The organism is Akkermansia sp. N21169 (assembly GCF_029854675.1).
Lineage (GTDB): Bacteria > Verrucomicrobiota > Verrucomicrobiia > Verrucomicrobiales > Akkermansiaceae > Akkermansia.
Genome location: NZ_JARWNC010000025.1, coordinates 1 through 26,743 on the forward strand (window position 1 = coordinate 1; position 26,743 = coordinate 26,743).

A 26,743-nucleotide genomic window follows, 5' to 3' on the forward strand; every position below is an offset into this window, starting at 1 on the left:
GGTGTCGGAGGGTTTCCAGCTCCCGTCGCGGCTGCCGTTGACGAGGTTGAGGGTGACGCCGTCGCCCAGGGCGATGTGTCCGTCCGCGTCGATCGAGGCGATCGGGTTGGGCAGGACGAGGTCGAGGGTGGAGCCGGATTGCAGGTCGACGTTGCCGGCGCAGGAGAGGATGCCCGGACGATTTTCTCCACTGTTTAAGGTGAGGCGTCCATGGGTACCAACAGTCAAGCTGTTAATGAGGATGTCTTCCGCCAGACGCAGAGTGGCCTTCCCGTTTCCTGTGCCGACCGTGACCCGATCGTAATTACCGTCGTGTGCAGAGAGAACAAGGGTGCCTTCGCGCACGGCAAGGCTGAGGTCTTTCGAGGCTACGCCGAGGGTCTGGGTGCCCCGGCCTTCCTTGGCGAGGGTGCCCCGGCCTTCGAAGGCGATGCTGAGGTTCGAGTCGCGGTCGCTCTTCACGGTCAGGGTGCTGCCCGTTCCGTTGAAGCGCACGATGCCCGCTCCCGTCAGCAGGCCGACGGTGACGTCGTTGCCGCCGGCCACGTCGAGGACGGAGCCCGATTGGAGTTCGAGCGTCGAGTCACTCGAAAAGTCGCCTCCGTCCACCAGGCGCAGCGTCCCGTAAGCCATCGAGAAGGTGCCGTCTCCGGTGATGTGGGTGGCCAGGTCCATCGTGTCGCTTCCGGTGACTACCAGGCGGGAGTCCACTCCGCGCAGTTCCAGGGTGCCTCCCTGCCCGTATACGCCCTTCACCAGGGTTTCTCCTCCGATGACGGTCAGGCCGTCTCCGGTGCCGGCGGTGAGGCTTTCGAGGCTGTTATGCCCGTTGAGGACGAGGGTGCCTTCCCGCGTTTCGATACCGCCGTCGATGGTCACGTCGCCGTTGATGGTCAGCGATCCCGTGCCCGTCTTGACGAAGTCGACGATGCCTGCCTTGAGGTTGCCTTCGTAGACGGTGTCGAGGTTGCGCCCGTTGTAGCTGCCGTTGACCAGTTCGACACGGGCGACGCTGTCGGTGCCGAGGTTGTTTTCGAACTCAAGGGTGTAGCGTTCCCCGGTGGCGGAGTTGAGGCCACCCGAGAGGTTTTCGACGTGCAGGCCAAGGGTTGACGCGTCGCCGGGGGCTCCGCTCATGACGACGTTGAGGTCGGCGTTGATCATCACCATCTTGTAGGCGTCGAAGTAGACGTAGTGGGTGGTGGATGGATCTTGCGAAGTCGCTTCTTTGGTCAGATCAACCCGATGTTGTGCATTTCCGTCGAGGGCTGCGTCGGTGGCGTAGTAGATTTCCCCGCCGGCGGTGACGGCCAGGCGGCCCGCGTCGAGGTTGGCCTGCAGGGCGTCGGCATCCAGGTTGCGCCGGACGGCATAGCCGAGGTATTCCAGGACGGGGTTGAAGCGGATGGAGCTGAGCCATGCGTGGGCCGCGTCGCTAATGCCGTTGGCGGTGCGCGTCAGAGGATCGGTGACGGCGAGGGCTCCGTCGGTGAGCTGGAGGAGGATGGTGGTGCCTTCCGCCCGGAGGTCGTGGAGTTCTTCCAGCAGGCCGTCGGTGAGGTTGATCTGCATGTCGCCGAGGTAGACCTGGTGGGATGCCCCCGGCGTCTCGAAGGAGATGAGCGATTGAGCGCTGCCGGAGCTGCCGCCGATGAGGGCATTGCCGCTGCCGGCGGTCAGGAGAACGTTGGGCGTAGCTCCGTCTCCGGAAATGGAGATATTGCCCGTGAGCCCGGTGATGGAGCTGCCGTAGTCGAGACCGCCGGAGGAGGCACCTGCGCCAAGATGGATGCTGGTGAGGGCACTGCCGTCGAGGCCGCCCAGGTCGACGGGAGCCGCCTGACCGGTCAGTTCGACCGCGACTCCGCCTGTGGGAGCGTAGTTCGAAGCTCCGGACAGGATACCGCCTGTAACCGTAAGGGTAGCTCCTCCAACATTCTGATCATTCAATTCAAGAGTACCGCCCGAGACGGTGACATGGGATGTTCCGAGGCTGGCTCCGTCGGCAAGTTCGAGACGGCCTTCTTTCAGCGCGATCTCGCCGGAGACGGTATTGCCGCCGTTGCCGAGGACGAGGGTGCCTCCCCCTTGCTTGGTCAAGAGGCCGTCTCCGCTCAGGGCTCCGCCCAGGGTCACAGTCTGTCCGTCGCCGAGACTGACGAGCGTTCTGTTCTCGCCCGTGCCCGAAAGAGTCATGGCATGGGAGGCTGTCCAGCCCGAGCTGCCTGTGGCCGCGGTGAGAGTTCCGTTGCCCAAAATGACCGTGCCATCCGTGCCGCCGAGAACGTCGGTTGCAGAGGAGGTGGCGGCGTTGCCCAGCGTCAGCGTACCGCCGGCGAGGGTGAGACCGGAGTCGGAGTTGACGGAGATGGTCCCATCAACGGTAAGTTTTCCGCCGGAAAGCAGCTTGAGTTCGGCTCCGTCGGAAAGGATCAAACCGGAGGCCGACATCGTGCCGGAAAGTCCCAGGGATTTGTCGGTAGCCGTCGAACCGACGGCGCTGACGGTGAGGGCATCGGCCTTCAACGTACCGCCGAAGGTATCCCCTTCGTTGAGGAGGTTCAGAACGAGAGTACCGGAGGTTTTTTCAAGGGTACCCGCCACGCCGGAGAGCTTCCCGGAGAGGGTGACCGAACCTTGCTGGACTGCATTGACCAGTTCCAGCGAAGATTCGTCTGAAACGGAAACCGTTCCGGAAAGTTTCGCGTCAGCAGCCAGTCCGGACAATTGTACAAGTCCCGTACCGGAAATGGAGACTGCCGCATCGTTTTTACCGGAGTCATCGAAGACGAGGCCGCCGCCCGAGGAATGGTCTACTATCAGCGTTGTCCCGGGAGCGGCAAGAAGCTTGATGGCTTGCTTGTCCGTGATGCCGATAGCCGATTCGGGAATGGCGTCGGTCAACACGTTGGTAATCGTCACATCCGTTCCCGCGACGTTGCCCAACGTACCGCCCAGGAAATCGACAATCCCTGTTCCCAGGGAATTGGAGTTCCCCATTTCAATCGTACCGTCGTAGAGATAAGTCCCTCCCGAATAGGTATTCTTGAGATTGGATGCCAGAGAAAGCTTGCCAGTCCCCTTCTTTGTTAGAGAAACATCGAGCTCTCCATAGTTTCCGATGCCGTCGTTCGGGGAACCTTCTCCTTGGAAGATATAGTCATTACCGGCGCTATTAATAATATCCAACGACCAGGGAGACACTGTTCCGGAAATCGTCACGGTTTTCATCGAGGCAGCATCGTCGAACTGAACTTTCTGTCCGTCCGGTCCCCCCTGGAAACCCTGCTGATCCCATGGCCCATCTACGTTTCCCGCCCACACCGATCCCGTATGACCGGAATTACCGCTGTTCCAGACCCAGGTACCGATACGGGCCAGGCGCAGGTAGAGGTTCTTGTTGCTGGTATCCCCATCTACCGAAGTAACCAGCGTGTAAAGATAAGCATCCGTCGCAACCCCCTTCCTCTCCCAACTAAATTCTCCCGCATCCAAGGCGGAATCCCCTGTGACGGAGATCAGTTTGTATGCTCCGGCGGCCTGATCCTCCGTCGTACGGAGGAAGTTGTCCAGTTTCAACGAAGTCGTTCCTCCAAGAGGATCAACCATCTGAACATACGGAGAATTGTTCCTTGTGAGCATGTCGGAAAGGTCCAGCGTCAGCGTGCCACCTATCGACAGATTCGTTCCTTTAAGTGTCGCTCCAGCCAAGACCCTTACGTCCTTCAGGACGGCGGAGGCGTCCGACAAGGTCAGCGTTCCCGACTTGGCATGCACCGCTCCGGCATAGCCTGCCGAGGTTCCCGACAGCGTCGAATCTCCCGAAAAGACCAGCGAGTTGGACAGGGTCTGGCTGTTGAGGTCGATTTTCGCCCCTTCCGTCAGGATTTCGTTAGACGCAGCCCCGAAGGCCGTGGAGGAAGCCGCCTTGAGCGTTCCCCCCGTCACCTTGATGTTGCCGGAGAGCGAGGCGTTGCCTCCTCCCAGCTCCAGTACGCCCGAACCCGACTTCACCAGGTTCACGGACGCCACGCCCGATTTGTTGGAAAGATTTCCCGACAGGGTGATGTCCCCACCCGTCGTGTCGATCGTCGTCGCATCGGAGCCCGTCGCCGAAAGCACGGCGACATGGGTCGTGCTCCAGGCAGCTGACGACTTGAGCGTACCGCCGCCCAGTTCCAGTGTTCCCGCCGAACCGGTAACGCCCGAAGCCCCAACTGTCAATTGACCACCAGTCAACAAGGCCAGTGTGGATGTCGATGCCGATGTTCCGAACGCAAGATTTTCTGTTTCCATCGTACCACCGGACAAATTCAAGGAACCGCCATCCAGAGTCAGCACATTTTCCACCGTCACCAACCCACTGGATAGATTCAAAGAACCGCCGGTCAGAGCTTTCACGTTTTTCACGGCCACCGTCCCGTTGGACAGATTCAAGGTTCCGCCATCCAGAGTCAGTACGTTATCTACCGATATCGTCCCGGACTGGGTGTCCGTACCGACGGTTACAGCCGCATTTGCCCCCAACTTCATCGAATCTCCTTCAAGAGTACCCGTCAGCAACAGGGAACGGGAAGATCCCGTCCCGACGAGTTCCAATATTCCTTTCTCCGCCTTCAGACGACCGGAAAGACTACCGTCGGACTCCAGTTCGACGCGAAGCGTTCCATCGGTCTTCTCCAGTGTTCCGGCTATCGCATCCAGCGTTCCGTTCTTAGAACTATGCCGTACGGTTACCGTCCCCGAATCATCATCATTGGCCAGACGGAGAGTCACATCTCCAAGCACGGACAGAGTCCCTTCCAGAACGCCGCCATTAGTCAGATTGCCGAGTACCACCGTACCCTTGGCTCCGGCTAAACCGGCCATTACATGATTGGAATTGGTTGTTCCGGAAAATTGCAGGGTGGATAAAGTAATTGTCTTGCCGTCTACCGCAGCCAGATGGACACTCTTACCGGAATTGACCGTGACCGTATGGGAGAAAATATCCAAAGTATCATCTGCCACCAGCGTCCCGCCATTGAATGTCACCATTCCTCCGTTGCCGAGAGCAGCTTCCTTCTCAATTCTCAACTCTCCGGCCGTCAATATCGTACCCCCCGTATAGGTATTTTCGCCAGTCAGTTTCTGGCTCCCGGTCCCGTTCATCTCCAACGCCAGCTTGCCGGAACCAAGGCCCGTCATGTTGCCGTCCTGAATGATCCCCGAGAAGGAGTAATCCTTGTCCGGAGTCAGCGTCAGTTTATAGGTCTTTCCTGCGGTTGAATCCTTGTACGTCGACACCCAGCCATCTCCCGAAAGCCCTTTGATGGAAGCGCTGTCCGCCTGGATGTTCAAGGCGGAATAACCGTTCAGTGTCACTGACGAACGAGCCAGAGCATCGCTATTGCCCAGAACCAGCTGGCTACCGTAAACCTTGTCGGGTGATTCGCTTTTCGTATCCACGATGGAGACATCGCCCGAGTAACCGGCATTGGCCCCCGTCAGGAATACGAAGTAGTCCCAGCCCCCCTTGGCTTCTTCCTTGCCATGGTCTGGATTAGTCCCCCCCAATGTCGTATCGCGCAGGGAATTAATGATCTTGAATTCTCCCAATCCCTTGAGCTCCGCAATACTGATCGTATCCTGCATCAAACTGCCAATCTGAAGGGCAGCGCCTTTGGAAATCGTCACCGGACCGGAGAGAACCATGTCCTCCTTGGTATGATAAATGGTATTGGTGCCGGAGAGAACCTTGATTTCGTTGGTCAATGTTGTACCGATAACGTCAGCCAGAGTCAACTGAGCCGCCCCTGTCTTGGAATCAAATGTAATTTCCTTGGTACTCAGGGAACCTGCCGCCCCCATGACAATCGTACCGCCAAGGATATCCGTACCTCCCGTATACTTATTGATATCTTTGCTCAAAACGAGCGTTCCCTCCCCTTTCTTCACCAATTTGCCTTCTCCGCTCAATTCCCCGGAAAGCGTTATCGTAGTGCCTTCATTCGATTGAGTATAAGCATAAGTTGCGGAATCAATATTGTATTTGGCCGTATCGAAAATCACTTCTTCAATCCCTTCCGAATCGGGATCGCCCAAAACCATATTCAGAGAAGAAGACCAGTTTGCGGATGCTCCGATCGTTCCCTTCTGCAAGTTAATCTCCGTTGGTGCACTAGGATTATGCTTTGTCCAGCCCCCGCTACCTAAAACGACTGTTCCATCATTGAGAACAAAAGTGGATTTTATATTCTCACGAGACATAATAATCCCCTGAGCTCCGAAAAATGTATTGTCCTGCAAGGTTAAGGAAGATGCACCGTCTAAGGTAAGCAGCAGGTTCGACTGCATCAGGAGTTTTCCCCCTTTGACCGTCATTTGATCGGCGTTGTGCCAGTCTCCCAATCCTAGAGAATAGGAAATGCCCTGATTCTCTCCACTTCCCTTGATGATAACATTCGTATTTTCCAAGGACATCACAGTGGCCCCAGATCCATTTTCCCCCGCATGGAAGTAGTTAGATATGACAAGGTTGGAATTTTTAATGGTTACAGTTCCTCCCTGACCATTGACCCCACCAGTCAAATCAATATTCATTCCATCCAGCGTTCCGTTTTTGAGTGCAATACTCCCCGCCGATGTTGACGAGCCAATCATCTGTGACGATCCCTCTGCTCCATTGAGAGTCCCCGATCCATTCAATAGAAGAGAACCGATTGCAGCATTCCCGGCAATTGTCAGAGCCCCGTCACCCAATGTCAGTTTTCCCATTGTCGCCCCTTGATCAAAGAGCAAAGTGCCATTCATCCCTGCAACAGTCTTGAAATCCCCGAATCCGGAGGCATTCAACTGCACAGTCCCTCCTCTCAAACTAATGTTTCCAAACGTAACAGCATTCGCGTGAGATAATTTCAAAGTGCCGTTCTCAATAGTGATCGATCCGGTAATGGCATTGGTTCCGGTGAATTCCACATAAGGCTCCTGGTCTGCATCTCCACTGATGAGGACAGCTCCCGTCGTGATAATTTTGGAAGCCGCGTCCTTATTGTTAAAGGTATAACTGCCTCCCGTAAATTTCATCATGAGAGGATTGACTTCTCCGTCAATGGTAACGGTCCCGGAATTATCTTTCGTAAACAGCGCTATGCTTCCTTGCGTAAAAGGAATAGATTCTCCCGTAGAATTGTGCCAATTCGTATTGGTGGCATTCCATGTCCCCGTTGCCCCCGTCCATGTTGAAAACATATTGGAAACATCCGTAGATGATGTCACGTAATCAACATACAATGCACCATCTCCTCCACGATAGACATAAAACTTGTTCGCCGAATCCGCATCGGCGGACAAAGCGGAACCGGAAAGAGTCAACGAAGTCGAATCATTCAACGTAAAAGAATGTCCGGAAGCCGCTACCGTTCCTCCCGTACTGGTCGCATTGCCTGAAAGATCCCACAATTTGCGGGTATAAAGGATATAATTTGTCTGCCCTTCCGCTAGCTCCTTGACGCCATACTGCCCGACATTTGTCAAAAAATGCTCCTGACCATATTGCAACAGTGTCGTGTCGGTAAACTTGATGCTCACATTGGCATGTAATGAAGCGGCGGATGAAGAGGAAAGAATACTTCCCACCGACCCCAGGGAAACAGTCAATGTCCCAAGCGATTTGGTTGAATAAGTCAGAGATTTTTGGAACTCAATTCCTTGGAATGATTGGACGTCGAGAGAAAAATCGTTTCCCGTTGATCCTTGCCCATTGTTTAGGATATTCCATACAAGTTTGGAATTTTGATCGACTTTCAAATAACCTCCACCTTGAATCTTTTTCGTTTCTCCCGACAACGTCAGATTTGTGAGGTTTTTTAATTCAAGACGAAACGTCCAACCTTCGAACTTGAGACCCGTAAATGAGAGAACACCGGCCGCATCAAACTCAATGGGATCGTAAGTTCCATTCTGCCCGTCTTCATTGATTCCAGGTCCCTTGGGCTGATCTACATAGTCTTTCCAATTAGCGAGCGTGTTCCATGCATCGGCAGTATGGTCTCCGTCAGGACCAATCCAGACAGCTGTTGTCTCTGCATGAACATTCGTATAACACGTTAAAATAGCTGAAAGAAGTAGTAAAGGAAGTCGCAGTTTCATTTTCAGTAGTAGGTTACGTTAGAAAATAGCAGATTCACAATCCGCTTTCAATGAATAATATCAAAAATTAGTAATGCATTTATGGTAAATGCTTATTACGAGTATCTTACAAATACGAAAACCAGTTGGTATATTGATTGATCAGCAACGTTAAAAAACGTTACAATGTTTGCTTTAAGTACTTTGTTTGAAATTTTAACGGATTGTGAATCCGCTTATCCGCTGGTTATCCCAATGTTCTTTGAATATGCCAACAGCCACCGTGGAATATTTTCTTCCACGGTGGCTGTTGGTGATTCTAAGACAATAATCAGTCGATCAGAAATCCACAGAAAATGCCATTCTTGCTTCGATTGCCGAGGCAATCATCTTCAGCAAATCGTCGGCAACAGGCTTGTTTGTCTTCAAGACGGCCAGAGCTTCTCCGGATACGCTGTCGCCGGGAGCGACAATATTGTCAATATTGATCCCGTTGTCCGACAAAACGGAGGCAATGCAGGCAATAACCCCCGGTCTGTCCGCATAGCGGAAAAAGATGGAATGACCGCGCAGGTCAAAGTACAGGCCATTGAAATTACCGAGGCGCGACACCATAGGGACTCCTTCCGCCACAAGCCCGCGGACACTTGTACATACGGATTCGCCGCCGTGACCTTCGGTCATGAAATCCAGAGTGATGGAATCTCCGTAAGGGACATCGTCCTTGGGTTCGCGAGCCTTGAAAACGATACCGTGTTCTTTGAACGACTGATCGGCAGCGGCAGGCATCAATCCTTTTTCCGCATTGGGCAAAGCCCCTTCCAGAATGTGGGGAGTAAACCATTTGCGGAACAGTTTCAAATCACCATAGAATGTGCAGTCGATACGTCGGATGGCCTGTTCACCCCCAGCCTTGCGAGCCAGCGTTCCCAGCATCATGGAGAGCCGGAGATGGGCGGGATTGAGTCCGGACGGGAATTCGGCATTGACGACGCAGGAGGTGTCCCCTTCATCGAAATAGGCAATCAACTGCTCGGCGGAACGACGTGCCGCGGTCAAGTTGGCTTCTTTCGTGTTGGCTCCCAAGTGAGGCAGGATCAAATCCGCCACGGCCGCAGACGGCTTGTCGCCTGGAGCATCCTGGGGGTGGACATCCGTCAAATAAGCAATTTTTTTACCCGTTGCGCGAATGGCGGCCAGGGCTTCTTCATCTACCACACCGTAACGGGAACAGTTCACGATGACGGAACCATCTTTCATCAGGCTCAGGAATTCTTTCCCGACCATGTTTTTGGTAGCGGGACCGCCGGGCACGTGGAGAGTCACGATATCGGACTGGGAAAAAAGTTCCTCCAGGGAAACGGGGGTCACCCCTATGATCAAGGCTCGCTGCTTGGCCAGGAAGTGGTCGTACCCCAGCAGAGTCGGTTCAAAGCCTTGCAACCGCTTCACAAGAGAACGACCGATATTGCCCAGGCCGACAATGCCGACTGTCTTGCGAGTCAATTCGGTTCCCATCATATTCTTCTTTTCCCAAAGTCCCTGGCGAGTCGTCAGGTCTCCCTGCACAATGTGCCGGAAGTGGGCAAGCACCATGGCTATGACCTCTTCGGCAACGGCATTGGAGTTGGCACCCGGCGTATTCATCACATCGATGTCTTTCTTGCGGGCATAGACAATATCAATGTTGTCGTAGCCGGCTCCGGCCCGGATCACAAGCTTCAAGGAAGAGAGGGAGTCCATAATTTCAGGCGTCACCTTTTCACTGCGGACAATCACGGCGACAGCATCGGGATGCTGTTTCACCTGCTCGGCGAGCGGAGTATCGGCGTCCTGCACAACTTCATATCCGGCAGTTTGAAGCATGGATGCGGCTACTCCGGCCAACTTTGTAGGAATAAGTACCTTTTTCATGATGAAGCCTTTCTTAGGGCAGCAATATCATCTCAGGGAATCGGAGGAAGACAAGCTCCAATCCCGGACAATCGGAAAAGAGAGGTAAAACAATGCCTATGCAACGAATCCATAGCATGCCCTCCAGCCCTTATAATCAGGTATCACTCTCCCTTGCGGCGGGAGGCGTGGTTGCCTTTCCGTCCGTTTTCCCGTTCCATCAAGCGGCGTTTCCAAAGCGGAGGCTGGGCTTCAGGAGTTTCCCGGGCTTCTTCGATTTTTTGACTCCGTCTCAACTCGCCGGCAATTTCCTCCTTGAGGCGCCCTTTTTTACGCCGCACTTCAACGCGTTTACTGACGTCGCCATGGGCAGGAGTCACAAACCATGGTCCAATTCTGCCGGGATACGTAATCGGAGCACAGATCAGGTTAGGATCAATAAATTTCATGTGCCCGGCAAGGATAGTACGGATGTTGGCCAGCAAGGTTCCCTGAGGGAACAATTTATCCGTCCCCATTTCCATCAGGAAAGCCAGGCGCACCGTCCGGGCACCTTCGCAAAGGCGGGAAAACTCGCGCAGGGAGATCCCCTCCAGAGGGGTTTCCTCGGGGCAGCAGATCGCAGCTGTCCTTAAAAGAAACAAAGTATCGCGAACCTTGCGACACAGAGCATTGATTAATTCGCGTACTTTCGGACGCGCGTCAAAGCGATAGTCCTTAACCTCAATCAGCCAGAGCTCCCTCTTCCCCGGATGATACAGGAGAAAGTCCATTTCCTTACAACCACCGCAAAAATTTTGGGACTGCCGGGAATAAAACTGCGAACATTCGATGCGGCACACCACATACCCCGGATCAATCAAGAAACGGTGCACGCCTTCGACGAAGGATGTGTCTTTTCCGGCGCTCATACAAGCTTCAGATAACGGTCGGCCTGTTCAATTTCCGCCTCCAGCGACTCGATAGGGCCAATATCCTCCAAGGAATTGCCGCTGTTAACGCGAACGCCAAGCCGATTTTCATGGGGGACATTGAGTCCGAAAAACCTACGGGAGACTTGCTCGTTGCGCCGTTCGGAGAGTTGAATCATCAGCTCCCTTAGCAAAAACAGGCTGTGGGATGAAAGCACTACTTGGACACCGGCTTTCGCCAATCCTGTCAAAACTTTGACAAGCAAAGGCAAATGGAATGAATTGAGATTCATCTCCGGTTCATCCCAGAACAGGATGGAACCCTTGTTTACAGTACCGTTCCTAATCAGACAATCCAGCACGCCAAGACGTTTGAACCCTTCCGCGACCAAGCTCATTTCCATAGCCTGCTGTCCCGGACGCGACAAATAAAATCTTCCGTCCTGAAAAATGACATTGCCGGACAGGATCTTTTGGATTCTTCCCAGCACTCTTCCCAGTGCCACATCGTCAGGAGACAGTTTCATCGGAATTTCCAAAGCCCGGCATAAATCCCAGCATGCTCCGTCCAGCACCTCTGGGAATTTGGCCCCCAACTGGACAAAACTCGGGAAAATGGCGAACACCTCGCGAGCCGTCAGGAAAACGACCGGATTGTTCAGGAACCTTTTCGGCATCTCGTCAATGTGCAGCCCCTCTTCCTCCTCCGTCGAACAAAAACGGAACCGGATGTCTCCCATCCGATCCGGAACTCCATCGCCAATCATCGAGGCAAACACGCCGGCATGGTCATTTCCTCGATTCAGAGCGGTCAAGCCGGATAAATTGCGGGATGAAAACACGCGCATCAAATCGTTTCTCAGCCGCAATTCCTCCGCCCATTTGTCAGGCAGGGATTTGCGGCCACCGCCGGAACTCCACTTTGCCAGGGAATAACACAATTTCAACAAATGGCTCTTCCCTGAATCATTCCCCCCGACCACTACGTTGATTCCCGGAACGAATTCAAATTTTTCCTTGTCCGGAAAAACAGTGAATCCCTCAACGACCAGTTCTCGAATCATAGACGCAATTTACCATACCAAGAATTGGGATGGAAACAATCGGCATTTCTTCCAGCAGACAGAAAAAACGGCCGCGATGAGGTCATCCGGCTTGCACCCCTGCCCCGGTATCGCCCGGAAAACGGATCACGGCCGTTCCCGTAACGGTACGGCGACCGTTTACACGGGGAGATTCGGGATCCGTCAAAAAAGGATGAGGCGCATGAATGCACTCCAAGTAGGCTGCCAACTTGCCCGACATTACGGACAGCAATTTCGTACAGGACGGGTCGTCCGCCAAATTACGGCTTTCGGAAGGATCGGTCTTCAGGTTGAACAACTGCCAGGCGGGATTTCCCGTCTCTGCATAGTCGTCATAATAATTGTAAATAACCTTCCATTCCCTGATCCTTAACGATGTATAAAATCTTCCGTAGGGGTGGGAAAACGGGAAATGCCGGACAATCCATTGGGGGCGTTCCCCTTCGGAAGCACCGGAAAGGTAATCGGCAATATTGTAGCCATCCACACGTTCATGGACTTTCACTCCCGCCACGGTAGCCAGCGTCGGCAGAATGTCCTGAACGGAAACAATAGCCTCCTGAACAGAATCCGGTACAATTGGCAAGGCTTGCTGGCACGGTTCCTGCGGATCGTGTTCCGCCCAGGAGACTATCATGGGAACGCGCCCTCCTCCTTCATAGCGGGAATACTTCCTGCCCCGCAAAGGAGCAACCGCCCCAACCTCCTCCACCCAGGAGACATTGCCTGCCAGACTTTTCTGAATGGGGGAATCGCCTCCGCTCAGAGGAACGAACAAAACGAGCGTGCGTCCGGCGGCTCCAAGATCTTCCAGACACTGGAGCAAGCCTCTCAAAGAGGCATCCATTGTCTCGACAGACGAAGCATAACGGAGCAAGGCATCTCCCTCCACCTTGATATTTTCTCCCAATTCCGGGAGAGATCCTTCATGACGAACGGACGATCCCATCATGGAATGGACATTGCGTCTTACACAGGCAAAGAACGGGATCCCTTCATGAACGGCACGTCCGATTTCCTCATGCAGACCGGATTCGCCCTCTGTCGATCTCCGAACATCGAAACCATGTTGCTTTTCTTCCTCCGTACTGCCGGAAACAATTGTCCTGTATCCTCCTTTTTTCATCAAATGAGCCAGATCCGCCATGCGGACGGCATCTGTTTTTTCACCGGGGGAACACATATTCTGCAAGACGATCTCCGTATCAGGGGAAAGCCCGGTGAAGCGGGCAGGATCCAATCCCGACATCAGGGAAACAACTCCGCTCCGTTCATCGCAGGCTCCGTAGGCATGAGTCATCCTGACCCCATGCTGAGCCAGCAGTTCCATGCCGGGTGTGTTGTAAAAAGAGTTCAACGGCATTGCCTCCGGCAATCCGTCACAACAGGAAAAAGGAACGGACGTATCCTGCCATCCCAGGGAATCGACCGCAAACAGCAGGATATTCGGAAGATCCTTCTTTCCGGGACGGATTTTCCGGGAAAGCATCACACAAGCGGAACCCAGGAAAACAGGCAGGATATAACGAACAAGAGGACGGTTCATACGGCAAATTTATTAGCGGGGCAGACCACCGCTTTCCTGAAACCTACCTTCCCTTCCGTCGAATGTCGAGCCCATCCCGTCTCGCACCGGCAAGAAAGGGAATCCGCGACTCTATAAAAAAATCCGGAAATAAAGACCTTACACGGCCTCGTCATGAGGCGCAGATTGGCGTTTTTTCAACAATTCAAACACGTTGTACGGAACATATCGGCTAACCTGTTCCTCCCAGCCGTCAGGCCCGATCAATCCCTTCACCATGCTGGAAGACAACTCCGCAATGTCGCGAGGGGGCATCAGAAACACCGTCGATACGGTTGGAGCCATATCGGCATTAATATGACGCATCACGCGTTCGTATTCGTAGTCCTGCGTGGACCGTATCCCGCGAATCATGAATGACGCTCCGTGATCCAGGGCAAAATCCACCAGAAACCGGTTATGAAACTCGGCAATCTTGATATGGGGGTAGTCTTTCAGGGCGCCGTTGAGCATGTCGAGACGTTCCTGATGGGAAAAGGTGTATTTTTTATCGGGATTCGTCCCAATTGCAACGATCAACTGGTCGAACATCGCGGCCCCTTGGTGAATCATCCAAAGGTGTCCGTTGGTCAAGGGGTCAAAGCTGCCCGCATAAACTGCCCTGCGTTTCATGTCCAGCCCCTATAGCAGTACTGTACTCGCCGACCAAGCGAAAAAAACAAATCCGTTGCAATTCTTCCCTACCCCACGTCCAGGATCCGTCCACAGGCCTACTTGCCCGGAAGAACGGACTGCGTTGTTTTAAAGTGCATTTTGGCAACTTTGGAGAGCATTTCCTCCCCATGGACCTCCATCAGTTTCCTGGCAGCCTCAATCACCTGTCGGGATGCCCCCAGCGGCAATTTCACTTTGCCTGCCTGCGAAGCCTCGTCCATCCAGTTGACGAAACGCTCACGAGCCAGGATGGAAGCTGCGGCCACGGCGACATCGCTCTCTGCCTTGGTTCTTTGCTCCAACTTAATGTCAAGCTTCCGTTGGGCAAGAGCCCTCTTCAACACGGAAGCATGGGCAAACTGGTCACTCAAAGCACGGGGACACGAAGGCACCTTCTCCAGCAATCCGGCAATCACACGGGTATGTCCCCAAGCCAGAAAAGTATTTAAATTTTTGAAATGCTCATAGAGTTCATTGTAGCGTTCCGGACCAACGCTCACGACGACATACTGGATGCCAGGCACCTTCCGGATGGCAGAGGCCAGGGAACGGATTCTGGAAGATGAAGAAACGAGTTTGCTGTCGCATGCTCCCAGCGTTGTCAACCTGTCCGCGATAACCTCATCGACATACACTCCAGCAATGACAAGCGGACCGAAGTAGTCTCCCTTGCCGCTTTCATCGATTCCGAAATGGGGAGTACACGGCTCAAGTTTCCCGGCGGGAGTTCCTCCTCCGGCTGTAAGAGAAAACATGCTCTGGCCCAAAATCTGCGGTTCCAGCGTAAACTCCACCCATTCCTCGGCATCCTTTCCTTGGACAAGCAACTTGTTTCCTTTTTCATAAACCGTTACCGTCAATCCCGGACGCGTGTAACTGTACCGGGCATAAGGCACTTTCCTGAATTCATACCCATTCTCTTCCAATAGGGAACGCAGACGTTCCGACTGATCATCCGTCAATAATATTGTAGAAATTGTTCCCATACCGAAAGTCGTTTTTTTCCCTGGAAATGCCGAGTCAAATCGCCTCCATTATCGAGACGTCAAAATCCTCAAACGTCAAGTAAAATAAGACTTTTTAGTCCAAAAATGAGGAAAAAACACATTCATGTCACAATGGCTGTTTTTTTGAATGACAAAAACTGAATGTCTGATAAGAGAGAGACATCCACTCCACACAGTATCAATTTATATTATGGCTAACACATTAACCAAACGTGACCTCGTTAACAAGATTAGCGCAGAAACGCAACTGACTCAGACTGAAGTGTTCGATGTTATTCAGCGTGCTGTTGACATCATTTCTTCCACTCTTGCCGACGGAGACCGCGTCGTCATTCGTAATTTCGGTACCTTCCATGTCAAGGAAGTCAAGGCCAAGGTTGGCCGCAACCCGAAAGCTCCGGACAAGGATGTTCCCATCCCTGCCCGTTCCGTTGTCAAGTTCAAGGTTGGCAAGGAATTGAAGGAAAAAGTTTCCGAACTCTAATTAATTCCCGGATCCTTCGAGATCCGGGCTACTTCAGTGAGAGGACTATCTCACCAAGGTTTTTACCTCGGTAGGTAGTCCTTTCTTCATTTTCCGAGAAGGGAAAATATGAATTGGGATGAGAACAAATTTCTTCATGGATGGACTTTTTTGCAATAGATCGATTTCATAGGACATAAAACGAGGTCCCCCTCTTGACCCGCTTGAAAAACACAAGCAAGAGGGGGGCCGGGTGTTCCTATTGTATTGCGTCTACTTCAGAAGTTGTACCGGTAGCCGATGCTGCCGCTCGCCGATGTCATCCCGCTGCGGATGTCCGCCGTAGCATCCACGAATATCGTTCCCTGGTCGCCCGAAGGAAGGCTCAATCCTGCCCCGAACTGGAGCCCCGTCGTCCCCCCGCCTTGTTCCCCTCCACCTTGTTCCCCTCCACCTTGCGGCTGAAATCGGGATTGGACAGGAAACCCACGTTCCCCTCGCTACGAGTGTCACCCAAGTCCTGCGCGCGACCTGCACCCGGAGTTCCCCAAGCGATTCGCGACCGAACACGTTCCCGCCGACGATCCCCATCAGGCGATCCGGCGTATTGACCGTATTGATGACAGGAGTAGCCAGAAGTCGATGCCCATCAGAGTCGAAGGACCGTCCTTCACGAGAAAGACAGCCCTTCGGGTTTAACAAAATTGATGCTTGTTCTTGCAGTTAGACGCCGCCGGCATCACCGAGTTTTTTGGACGCCGCCGGCAGGAAATTGCGGAAACGAGCCTTATCGATACTCTTCATGTAGGCTTCTTCCGGAGAAACAATGCCCTGCTGGAGTTTCTGCCAGATGGCATCATCCATGAACTGCATACCCATGCTCTTGCCGCCGACGATGACGTCGGCCAGTTTCTGGGTGGCGCCTTCACGGATAATGGCGCTGACGGCAGGCGTAGCGAACATGATTTCGTTGACGGCTACTCGACCGGGTTTGTCGCTGCGCTTCATCAGGAGCTGAGCGACAACACCGCGAATGGATGCGGATAACATGGTACGCACCTGCGACTGCTGTTCCGAGGGGAACACGTCGATAATACGGTCAACCGTCTTGCGGGCATTGTTCGTATGCAGGGTACCGAAAACCAGAAGACCGGTTTCCGCAGCCGTCAGGGCCAGAGAGATCGTTTCCAAGTCTCGCATTTCACCCACGAGCACAATATCGGCGTCTTCACGAAGGGAAGCTCGGAGGCCGTCGGCAAACGATGGGGTCTGAATAGGCACTTCACGCTGGGTGATGATCGAGGATTTGTTATTGTGGACGAATTCGATCGGTTCTTCCACCGTAATGATGTGCCGGGACTGGTTGCTGTTGATGTAGTCGATGATAGCGGCCAGTGTCGTGGACTTACCGGAACCCGTAGGTCCCGTTACCAGCACAAGACCGGAGCGAAGATGGGCGAACTGCTTGACGGCTTCCGGTACGCCAAGCTGTTCCAGCGTAGCGATCTTCGTCGGAATCAAACGGAAAACGGCAGCGAGACCGTTTTGCTGTTTGAAGAAGTTGCATCGAAAACGCGAGTTCTCGTCCATTTCATAGGCAAAGTCGAGATCGCCTTCTTCCAGATATGTATGGAAGGATTTGGCATCGCAGATTTCTGCCAACATGTTTTTGAACGATTCGCCTTCCAGAGGCGTATCGTTGATGGGGACGATAGATCCGTTGATACGGACCTTGGGGGGTTGTCCTTCGCTGACGTGCAAGTCGGACCCGCCTTCTTGGACAAGGTAACGGAAATATTGGTCAATAACGGCCATGGCTTGATTGTTCCTTCAAAATTAATGGTTGAAAAATCGATGTGATTTGGTGGATTCTGATCAGTCCTTGATGCCGAGATAGGTTTTCATGATCGTCTTGTCATCGCAACGGAACAGGCACTCTTCGGTCGAGATAATGCCTGCCTTGTGCAGAGCCCTCAGAGAGTCGTCCATGAGGATCATTCCCTGAGCCTTGCCGGTCTGGATGCAACCGGGGATCATGAAGGTTTTGCCTTCACGGATACAGTTGCCGATAGCGGGCGTGTTGACGAGCATTTCAATGGCAAGAGCACGTCCTCTGCCGTCGGCGCGGGGAACGAGTTGCTGGGAAATAATGCCTCGAAGGGATTCACTGACCATAATTCGGATCTGGTCACGCTGTTCGACGGGGAACACGTCCAGAACACGGTCAACCGTACGAGCGGCGGATCCCGTGTGCAGGGTACCGAGCACAAGGTGGCCCGTTTCAGCAGCAGTCAAAGCAAGAGAAATCGTTTCCAAGTCGCGCATTTCACCGACCATGATGACGTCCGGGTCTTCACGGAGAGCGCCGCGAAGCGCCCTGGCGAAAGATTCGGTGTGTTTGTGGACTTCTCGCTGGTTGACTTGGCAGCCCTTGCTATTGATGATGTATTCGATCGGGTCTTCCAGAGTGATGATATGGTCTTGTCGGTCCTGGTTGATGAAATCGACGATTGACGCCAGCGTGGTTGATTTACCGCAACCGACAGAACCGGTCACCAGGATCAGGCCGTTGTTAAAACGAGTCAGGGGAATAATGTCTTCCGTAGGCAACCCGATTTCGTCCATCGTGCGCACCTGGGTATTAATGATACGGAAGCAGAGATCGTAGCCGAGGCGTTGCTTGACGACGGAAGCACGATAACGGCCAAAGTCGTTAGAATAGGCAAAATCAACGTCACCGCGTTCCTGCAAACGGTTCCATTCCCTCTCCAGCAGGAAACTACGGACAAGGGTATCCGTATCAGCCGGAGTCAATTTGGGAGCTTCCGCCCAAATCGGCATCAACTGTCCATACCGACGCCATGTCGGAGGGGTATTCACGGCCAAATGAATATCGGAGCAATCGAAATCCTGCCCGATCTTCAGATAACCGTCCACATGTGGCAAAATATATTCACTCATGTCCTGATTACAACAAAGATGATAATATGGCACACTAACCTATCACCCTTCTTCTTGACCAGAAAAAACAGAGAGAAGCGTAAAAAAAATGCCGGACGGCAAGTCCGGCACAAAAAATAAACATATCACGGAATTATCACCGCTCCTTGATCCAGGCAGACATCTTGTTCCGGACAAACTCCTGAACAAAAGTGCGTAAAGAAGGAAGAGCCGTCATGATCAATAAGTTGACCGTCCCGGACAAAGCCCCCGAAAGCAATCCTCTTCTTCTTGGCTCCTCAGCGGAAGCACCGCAGCATCGACGACGGTGTCCGAACAAGCCGGAAAGAATCTTGATTGCCAAAAGGCCGGAAACCAAGGAACCGCCAATCCAAATGCCCGGATGCCGGGTGATTCCCGACCGGACATTTCCCAACCAGTCCAGAGAAGTTTCCACTCTGGACGTTATTCGTTCAACTCCATCCAGCATTTCAACGCGGGATTCGGCCAACCGGGTCAGGAGTTCCTGCTTTCTTTGATGGCAATTTGCAGACATTCGTAATCGGATTGAAGTTCTTGAAGCGTTTCCGGCGCCACCGGACCGACTTTGATGCGGGAGGCCAGCACAAAGGCAACAACCACGCCGATCAAGTGCAGGGCGAACATAATAGTACAAGCCAACAGAAGGCTATGCAGCCAAATATTCAGCAGAACCGTTGCCGTTATACAGAAAAAAATGTAGGTAAAGAAGAGCAGGAATACGCCCGCCGCCAGGCAGATTGCCTTACCGCGCAACCTCTCGGCCGCTTCTCCCAATTCCAGAAGGAACAGGGAAAAAAGCGAATGAGCATGGTCCAGTCCTGCCGACAGGATCATCGACAGGGAACGGCTCATTCCTTCTCCCTCATTTCGACTGTTCCCCCTTCCGAACAAGCCGGTAACCAAGGGAACGAAATCGTACAATCTGGAAAAGATATTCATCATATTCGCCTTCAGAAGTTCACCCTCCCCGTCCGGGAAGACTGGACATATTCATTTGCGTAACAACCAGAAGGAACAAAGTATAGTCAATCCCCCTCCCTGCCTATTTGAAATATCAGGTGCCGGAGAAAGAATTGAGCAACTCGTGCCCTTCTGGCACGTTCCATCAGCGGCGGCGCAGGAGAGCTCCCAGAAGAACACCCACACCTAACGCAATCAATACGGACTTGGTCGGATGAGCCTTGACGTATTCTTCGCCGGCCGAATGGAGTTCCTTGGCTTTGTCACGGGTATCGTCCCAGCCTTCGCCAGCCTTGCGGCGGACAATGGAGGCCTTGCTGACAGCGTAATCACGGATGACGGAAGCCTGTTCTCCGGCAGCCTGACGGATCTGACTTACCTTGGAAGCGGCAAATTCGCGAGCCTGCTTGAAACGACCGGCAGCCACGTCACGAGCCTGAACGGCTTGAATGGCAACCACATCGGCAGCTTCGGTCATAGCGTCGGCAGCAATCGTTGCGGCAGTCTTCAATTCATCCTTAGCGTGTTCAAAAGACGGAGTATTGGTTTCTGTATTGTCCATAATCGTTAGATGCTGAAAAAATGGTTCTCGTTGAAAAGAAAGCGTTGTTTTTACGTCTCGCCCGTTTCTCTTCTACGTAGGATTCTGGCGGAGGCGAGGATGATTTGCAAGCTGAATTCATTGCCTATGTTACCATCATCTGTCATTCCGCTCAACGGCGACTTCCGGAATAACCTGTTCGCGGATCGGTCGAAGGCGGAGGTTCATCGGGATTCCTGTACCGCAGAATGCCATAATCGCGAAGATTGCGGATAAACTGTTCGATCTGTTCCTTGAAGGACTTGTCATACATGAGCGTTCCGACGGTTCCCCTACCCTTGCGGATATCCTGTGTTATTGTCGAAACGTTGTTGGCTGTCTGGCGGACAGCAGCCATGGTCGGAGCCGCATCCCGGAAAGCCGGATCCAGAAGATTGAGTTTCTCTCCAATCGATTTAGTTACGTCTCGCACATCGGTCATGGTATCGTTCAGCGCCACCAGAGAGTTGCGGGCTTCGTCGATCATCTCCGGCATCTTCCGGGTCGTTTCGTCGGTATTTCTAAGGATTCCGTTTACATAGGAAACGTTTTCCGTAGATAAGATCCCTTCGTTGATTTTCCGGGTTGTTTCCGCCAGGCTTTTGGCCGCATAGGAAATATCGTTGATCGCCCGTTCGATATTGTCGAAGTTTTCGTCCAGCTTGCGCAACAGGTTTACCACATCCTGACTGGCCTGGACGGCATTGTTCTTGATCTTGTTCAGATCGCTTTCCGTCTGTCCCATAATGAGGGAACCTGGAGGCAGGTACTGATTAGTCGGTTCTTCGGGAGGAACAATGTCGATGTATTTGTCTCCAAGGAGGTTCTGCATGTCGATGCGAAAATCCGAACCGACCTGGATCCTGACGGCTTTGTTGATTCTGACGTGAACGATGACCCTGTTGCCGGTTTCCGTCAATTCCGGGGGAGACACAACCTCTCCGACAAAAGCCCCCCCCAGTCGAAGCTGGGAGCCCTTGATCAATCCGGCGGCATCCTTGTACATGATACTGATAGGATATGTGGTATCCGAAGATGTTTTGAAATTGCCGACGGAGAGGACGGCAACCGTCACCAGGATAATCCCGATCAGCAGGAACAGCCCCACCCATGTTTCCGTTCTGGTTTTTTTACTCATAAAAATAATCAAATGTGATAACGTTCTCGAATTGCTTCGTTAATCAGTTTTTCCTGAAAATTCGGTCTGGGTTCCCCCTGCAGGGTTTTCCAGTCCTCGCCCGACGAGCCGCGGACGAAATTCATCAAAAGAGGGTCTTCCGTCTTCACCAATTCCAGCGGCGTACCTGTCCAGCGGACTTTACCCCGGTCCAGAAAGATCACCCGGTCGGCGATATGAATAACGCTGCTCATGTCATGCGTAACGATCAGCGTCGTAATGTTTTCCCGAATGCAGATGCGGCGGATCATGAAACTGACATTGTCGGATACGACCGGATCCAATCCGGCCGTCGGTTCATCATACAGCAGGCACTCGGGGGACGACACCATGGCCCGGGCGACAGCTACACGCTTGATCATGCCCCCGGAAAGGTTGGCCGGCATTTTGTCACCATGCCCGTCCAGTTCCACGGAAGCCAGGGCGGCCTCCACTCTGGAGCGTATCTCGTTTTCGTCTTTAATACCTTGCTCGATCAACGGGAAAGCAACGTTCTCGAAAACACTCATGGAATCGAACAAAGCCCCCTGCTGGAACATAAAGCCGATCCTGGAACGCAGAGGTGCCTTGTCCGCCTCGGGAACATTGCTCATGCGCTTGCCATCAATCATGACGGTTCCCGACTTGGGATCCAGCAATCCGACAAGATGTTTGAGGATGACGCTTTTGCCCGCCCCGGAACCGCCTATGAGCGCCAAAAGTTCTCCGCGTTTCACCTCAAAACTGACTCCGTCCAGCACACGCTGGGATCCAAAAGACTGGGTAATGCCGTCAACTTCAATGTAGGGTGTTTGCATAATTCGTCTTCCGGTCATTTCGTTAACGCATGAACCCCATCGGGAAAATCTGGTTCAGCACCATTGTCAGCAGGAAATTGGCAACCAGCAGGGAAACGGCGGAATATACCATGGCGCGCATTGTCGAACGCCCGACACCTACGGCACCGTCTACAGTAGCCATTCCTTCCCGGCAGGAAATAATCCCGATCAACATAGCAAAAACAAGAGCCTTGACAACCGAACAAACCAAGTCTCCGATTGCGACAAACTTCTGCATAAAGTGGAGCCAGTAGGCCTCGTTGACGTTGAAAGACACAACGCCGATCACATACGCAGCAAGAACCCCCATCAGAACAGCCTCCAGCATCAAAATCGGCGTGGAAATCAACATCGCCTGGATGCGTGGTTTGACGAGGTAGTCCACAGGATCGACATTCATCGTCCTCAGAGCATCCACTTGTTCCGTCACCTGCATGGTGCCAATTTCAGCAGCCATGGCAGATCCGACACGTCCCGCCAGCATCAACCCCGTAATGACGGGACCCAGCTCACGGAACATACCCACGGCTACGACCGCCCCCCCCATCGTCTCCATTTTCACCGTCTGAAGCTGGAAAAGAGTCTGGGCCTCCAGCACAGCCCCGGTAAAAACTCCCGTCAGCAGGACAACAGGCTGAGAACCGACACCGATCCTCATGATTTGATCGACAAGCACCCGGTAGCGGAACTTCCCATACAAACAACTCCGCAGGAAACCGAAAAACAGGACGCCCATGGATCCAAAAAGATCCAATACATTGAAGGCCATTCGTCCCAGAGTCGCCGGCAAGCGAAAATGCATGAATGTTACTAAACACGTTCAAGAGACCGAATCAAGCCATCATTCTACCATTCCTCTTTAGAAGAATCCATACAACAAAGAAAAGGAACCCCTGCCGCATGTTGTCCGGGGGAAAACGTTTTCGAAACAACTGATCATTACTCCCGACGTACATTCCCATCCTCAGCGATGGTAATGGCGGTAATCATGCCTGTAATGACCATTGTGGTGATGGTGATCATGGTAACGGTCGTCGTAGTGGTGCTTGCGATCGTGATTGTTCTGGATGGCTGCACCGGCAATGGCTCCGGCAGCCAAAGCTCCCACACCGATGGCAACGGCTCCTCCCGGAGATACCGAAGTATTGCCGTAGGCATCCGTCGTACAGGAACTCAGAGGAAAAGCCAGGGCAGCCAACGGAATAAGCCAAACGTATTTTAGTTTCTTTTTCATCGGTTCGTTCATATATCTGTATAGTGACGCCCAAGCGCATTTTTGTTTAAAAAACGTCTTTCCCAGTCATTTCTGACAGGAAAAACCATAGGGGAAGTCCCGATGACTGATGGACATTCTCCCGCCTATCGGGTACATCTGTCGCAGTTGCATTCATCCATGAAAATCCGCTCGATATCCGGCAAAATATACGGAACGGCCTTGAGCCTGCTGCTGGCCGCCACCCCTCTTCTTGCATGGCAGCCTTCCCGGGAAAACGTACCTCCCCCCAGGCAGGAGTTCCGGGCTGCATGGGTAGCCACCGTCCACAATCTTGACTGGCCTTCCCGGTCTGGCCTTTCCGCCGCAGCCCAACAGGCGGAACTCATCCGCATTCTGAACACCTGCGCCCAGTTGAGACTCAACGCCGTTTTCCTGCAAATACGCCCAAACTCCGATGCCCTCTACCGCTCCTCGCTGGAGCCCTGGAGCCAATGGCTCTCCGGCCCGGGAGTTAATCCGGGGTACGATCCCCTCGCCTTTGCAACAGCCCAGGCCCATATTCGCGGGCTGGAACTCCACGCATGGATCAACCCATTCCGGGCCAAAGCCAACAAAAACCACAGCGTAGGCAGAGGCCACATCTCCCTTTCCCACCCGGAAATCATCAAGCCCGCCGGCAGCGTCCTGATGCTGGATCCGGGTATCTCCCGCTCGCGAAGCCATGTCTTGAGTGTCGTTGAGGACATCGTGAAACGGTATGACATCGACGGAATCCATCTGGACGACTACTTCTACCCCTATCCTCCCGCCGTCCTCCGCGACGGCAAGAGCAACTCCCAGCGCCGTGACTACATTAATTCCTTCGTTTCCGACATGTATGACATGGTCAAATCGGCCAAACCTTGGGTACGCGTCGGTATCAGTCCGTTCGGCATTTGGAGGCCCGGCAATCCGAGCGGGATCGAAGCCGGAGTCGATGCCTATGAAAACCTTGCCTGCGACGCCAGAAAATGGCTTCGCAAGGGATGGGTGGACTACCTGGCACCACAGCTTTACTGGAGGTGTGAACCGGCCAAGCAGAGTTTTCCTGCCCTGATGCAATGGTGGGCTGCCCAGAACCCGTCCCGCCCCGTTTGGCCCGGCATCGCCACAGCCCGTATTAAGAGCTCTGAAGATCCAGGAAGACCGGCTTCCGAAATTGCCAGACAGATTCAATACTCCCGCTCCCTGGCGCGTACGGCCCCCGGTCAATGCTTCTGGAGCATACGTTCCATCCTTCAGAACAAAGACGGTATCCAGAAACATATTCGTGCTCTTTATCCTGATGCAGCAATCCCTCCTGCCATGCCTTGGTCGGGATCCGCAGAACCGGGACAGCCCAATCTCAGTGCCACGGGCAACTCCTCCGTTACATCGCTCACATGGACGCCCAGCGGTCGTCCCGCGCGAAAATGGGCCATTCAGGCCCGCTACGGTTCCCAGTGGCGCACGTTATGCCTCCTGCCGGGCAATCAAACAAAGCTGACACTACCCAATTCCTTCATCGGCAATGCCGCTTCACTAGCCGTCAGGGGGATATCTCCCTACGGAGTTCCCGGCCCGGCGGCATCCGTCATGAGGTAAAAAAATCCAGGTTCCCTCACTTTTTTCATCTCTCTACTTGATTTAACGCGTCATATTGGTTAATCCGCATCTATGAGCAAAGCTTTCCTACGATTTGCCCTGTTGGCATCCGCCGTTCTACTGACCGTCTCCTGTTCCGTAGAAACAGATCGGAAGACCTCTCTGGTCAGCGGAAAAAAACAGGATGGTGTGCGTCAGGATTTTGGACAGGAAAAGGACCTCCGCGAACATTATGCCGGCGGGTTTTCCTATAAAAAAATGCCGGATGGCACGATGCAGGTTGCCTCGGACCGCAGAAGCTCATTCGAAGGTAATCGTTACGATACGGGCAATGACGATGCCTTCGAAAAGAAAAAGTTCGACACGAAGGGATTCGAAACATCCCTCGCCGACGTTTCCAGAAAAGCCTTCGATACCAAGGCATGGAAAGACAGCCGCAAACTCAACGAAATGACCGTGGAAACGCCGGAATTCATCAAGAACGCCGAGAATTTCAACAACCGCAAATGGCAGGGAGGAGACGCCAGCTTCGCAACCAGCTCATACGGGGATTCCAGTAAATCCTGGGAGGGCAAGAAAACCTTCGAGACGGATTTGAACGAAAACATCATCCAAAAACGCGCCGATCTAGCCGCTCCTCCAGTCTATTCCTTGAAAGAATACCAAGTCAAAACGGTTGATGAAACCCGCTCCATGATGGGCAGAACCGACTAATCAAGGTAAGTTTGCTTCTCCCCTCTCCATTTATCATTCCAGCCCGCTTTCATCTGGCGACGGATGCATAATTGTCCGGCGCATATCACCGGCCCCCTGAAGCCAGAGTTTGAGGGCATCCCTGTTCCCCTGCCGCAACAAATTCCTCAAGCAATCCAATTCCGCGGCGCATGTATCCAAAGCGGCCAGGACTTCCTCCCCGTTTTCCATAAGAATTTCCGCCCACATGGAAGGTTTGCCCATCGAAACGCGCGTCGTATCACGAAACCCCCCTGCCGCCAGAGCTTTCAGAGAATCAAGCATATCCGTACAATCCTTCCCGGAGCCCCTGGCACAAACAGACGCTAGAGCATGAGGCATATGGGAAATCCTAGCCACGGCCCGGTCATGGGAAACGGAGTCCATCTCAATCACACGACCTCCCACGGTTTCCCAGAATAGACGGAGAGATGAAACTAACGAAGAGGACAGATTTTCCTCATTCGTCAAGGCAACCATGGCATTGCAAAACAACTCCGGATCCGCATATTCCATGCCCTGTTTCTCCGATCCTGCCATCGGATGGGAGCCAATGAATGCCACGTTGCGTTCGGAAAGCCACGAACCCACATCACGGTGGACACACCCCTTCACTGAGCCGACATCCGTCACCAGTGCCTGTTCCAAATTCCCGGCAGCCACTTGCTCCATCATAGAACGCATAGTTCCCACAGGAGTTGCCAAAACAACCAGGTCAGAACCTTGGACGGCCTCATTCAAATCCACCGTATACAAATCCGCAGCATCCAGTTTTCTGGCTGTCTCCAGCGGTTCCTCCCGGCGTCCACATAGATGCACCTTGATACCGGGGCTGTATTTTTTCAGAGCAAGAGCCAGCGAACCGCCCAGAAGCCCCGGGCCCAGTATCGATACGGTACGGATAATGATGGAATCTATCACGAGTAGGAAAAGTATAGAAAAACAGCA

At 53.2% G+C, this 26,743-nt stretch carries 20 protein-coding genes; 3 read left to right on the top strand and 17 right to left on the bottom strand.

Features of this window, described 5'->3' with window-relative positions:
• The 7 genes from QET40_RS01215 to rnhC form a co-directional block, all read right to left on the bottom strand.
• Positions 1-8,130 (bottom strand): autotransporter-associated beta strand repeat-containing protein (locus QET40_RS01215; protein WP_280125345.1); only part of this gene is annotated, 8,130 nt, incomplete at its 3' end.
• A 318-nt stretch (positions 8,131-8,448) separates the two neighbouring features.
• Entirely contained in the window at positions 8,449-10,023 is a 1,575-nt protein-coding gene (locus tag QET40_RS01220; protein WP_280125346.1) for a 3-phosphoglycerate dehydrogenase family protein, read from the bottom strand.
• Positions 10,024-10,166: 143 nt separating this feature from the next.
• On the bottom strand, positions 10,167-10,913 hold the full coding sequence (locus tag QET40_RS01225) for a hypothetical protein (protein WP_280125347.1): 747 nt from the start codon (positions 10,911-10,913) through the stop codon (positions 10,167-10,169).
• Positions 10,910-11,977: an AAA family ATPase gene (locus QET40_RS01230; protein WP_280125348.1), complete on the bottom strand. Its 1,068-nt coding sequence runs from the start codon at positions 11,975-11,977 to the stop codon at positions 10,910-10,912. Before QET40_RS01230 ends, QET40_RS01225 begins: the two co-directional genes overlap by 4 nt.
• Before the next feature lie 82 nt (positions 11,978-12,059).
• Positions 12,060-13,544 (bottom strand): sulfatase-like hydrolase/transferase, encoded by a 1,485-nt coding sequence (locus QET40_RS01235; RefSeq protein ID WP_280125349.1) that lies wholly within the window; start codon positions 13,542-13,544, stop codon positions 12,060-12,062.
• Between the two features lie 138 nt (positions 13,545-13,682).
• Complete coding sequence (coaD, locus tag QET40_RS01240; RefSeq protein WP_280125350.1) at positions 13,683-14,195, bottom strand: pantetheine-phosphate adenylyltransferase; 513 nt, start codon at positions 14,193-14,195, stop codon at positions 13,683-13,685.
• 98 nt (positions 14,196-14,293) lie between these two features.
• Positions 14,294-15,223, bottom strand: coding sequence for a ribonuclease HIII (rnhC, locus tag QET40_RS01245; RefSeq protein ID WP_280125351.1), 930 nt, complete (start codon positions 15,221-15,223; stop codon positions 14,294-14,296).
• Between the two features lie 211 nt (positions 15,224-15,434).
• Between rnhC and QET40_RS01250 the strand changes: the two genes are divergently transcribed.
• Positions 15,435-15,728: an HU family DNA-binding protein gene (locus QET40_RS01250; RefSeq protein ID WP_280125352.1), complete on the top strand. Its 294-nt coding sequence runs from the start codon at positions 15,435-15,437 to the stop codon at positions 15,726-15,728.
• A gap of 702 nt (positions 15,729-16,430) precedes the next feature.
• On the opposite strand, the gene QET40_RS01255 is transcribed toward QET40_RS01250, so the two are convergent.
• The 9 genes from QET40_RS01255 to QET40_RS01295 form a co-directional block, all read right to left on the bottom strand.
• Positions 16,431-17,522 (bottom strand): type IV pilus twitching motility protein PilT, encoded by a 1,092-nt coding sequence (locus QET40_RS01255; RefSeq protein WP_280125353.1) that lies wholly within the window; start codon positions 17,520-17,522, stop codon positions 16,431-16,433.
• A gap of 60 nt (positions 17,523-17,582) precedes the next feature.
• Positions 17,583-18,668, bottom strand: a complete 1,086-nt coding sequence (locus tag QET40_RS01260) for a type IV pilus twitching motility protein PilT (RefSeq protein WP_280125354.1) — start codon at positions 18,666-18,668, stop codon at positions 17,583-17,585.
• Between the two features lie 136 nt (positions 18,669-18,804).
• Positions 18,805-19,203 carry a hypothetical protein gene (locus QET40_RS01265; protein ID WP_280125355.1) on the bottom strand — a complete coding sequence of 133 codons (399 nt, stop codon included), beginning with the start codon at positions 19,201-19,203 and terminating at the stop codon, positions 18,805-18,807.
• The gene (locus tag QET40_RS01270) at positions 19,164-19,631 is read right to left on the bottom strand and encodes a phage holin family protein (protein WP_280125356.1); all 468 of its coding nucleotides are present in this window, start codon (positions 19,629-19,631) and stop codon (positions 19,164-19,166) included. Before QET40_RS01270 ends, QET40_RS01265 begins: the two co-directional genes overlap by 40 nt.
• A gap of 163 nt (positions 19,632-19,794) precedes the next feature.
• Positions 19,795-20,211, bottom strand: coding sequence for a hypothetical protein (locus tag QET40_RS01275; RefSeq protein WP_280125357.1), 417 nt, complete (start codon positions 20,209-20,211; stop codon positions 19,795-19,797).
• Between the two features lie 151 nt (positions 20,212-20,362).
• Entirely contained in the window at positions 20,363-21,367 is a 1,005-nt protein-coding gene (locus tag QET40_RS01280; protein WP_280125358.1) for an MlaD family protein, read from the bottom strand.
• 8 nt (positions 21,368-21,375) lie between these two features.
• Positions 21,376-22,203: an ATP-binding cassette domain-containing protein gene (locus tag QET40_RS01285; protein WP_280125359.1), complete on the bottom strand. Its 828-nt coding sequence runs from the start codon at positions 22,201-22,203 to the stop codon at positions 21,376-21,378.
• A gap of 22 nt (positions 22,204-22,225) precedes the next feature.
• Positions 22,226-23,026, bottom strand: a complete 801-nt coding sequence (locus tag QET40_RS01290) for an ABC transporter permease (protein ID WP_280125360.1) — start codon at positions 23,024-23,026, stop codon at positions 22,226-22,228.
• A 162-nt stretch (positions 23,027-23,188) separates the two neighbouring features.
• Positions 23,189-23,458 carry a hypothetical protein gene (locus QET40_RS01295; protein ID WP_280125361.1) on the bottom strand — a complete coding sequence of 90 codons (270 nt, stop codon included), beginning with the start codon at positions 23,456-23,458 and terminating at the stop codon, positions 23,189-23,191.
• A 159-nt stretch (positions 23,459-23,617) separates the two neighbouring features.
• On the opposite strand from QET40_RS01295, the gene QET40_RS01300 reads away from it, so the two are divergent.
• Both QET40_RS01300 and QET40_RS01305 read left to right on the top strand, forming a co-directional pair.
• Complete coding sequence (locus QET40_RS01300; RefSeq protein ID WP_280125362.1) at positions 23,618-25,063, top strand: family 10 glycosylhydrolase; 1,446 nt, start codon at positions 23,618-23,620, stop codon at positions 25,061-25,063.
• A gap of 72 nt (positions 25,064-25,135) precedes the next feature.
• Positions 25,136-25,777 (top strand): hypothetical protein, encoded by a 642-nt coding sequence (locus QET40_RS01305; RefSeq protein WP_280125363.1) that lies wholly within the window; start codon positions 25,136-25,138, stop codon positions 25,775-25,777.
• A gap of 33 nt (positions 25,778-25,810) precedes the next feature.
• Here the strand turns inward: QET40_RS01305 and QET40_RS01310 are convergent, their stop codons facing one another.
• Complete coding sequence (locus tag QET40_RS01310; protein ID WP_280125364.1) at positions 25,811-26,716, bottom strand: prephenate dehydrogenase/arogenate dehydrogenase family protein; 906 nt, start codon at positions 26,714-26,716, stop codon at positions 25,811-25,813.
• Between the last annotated feature and the right edge of the window lie 27 nt (positions 26,717-26,743).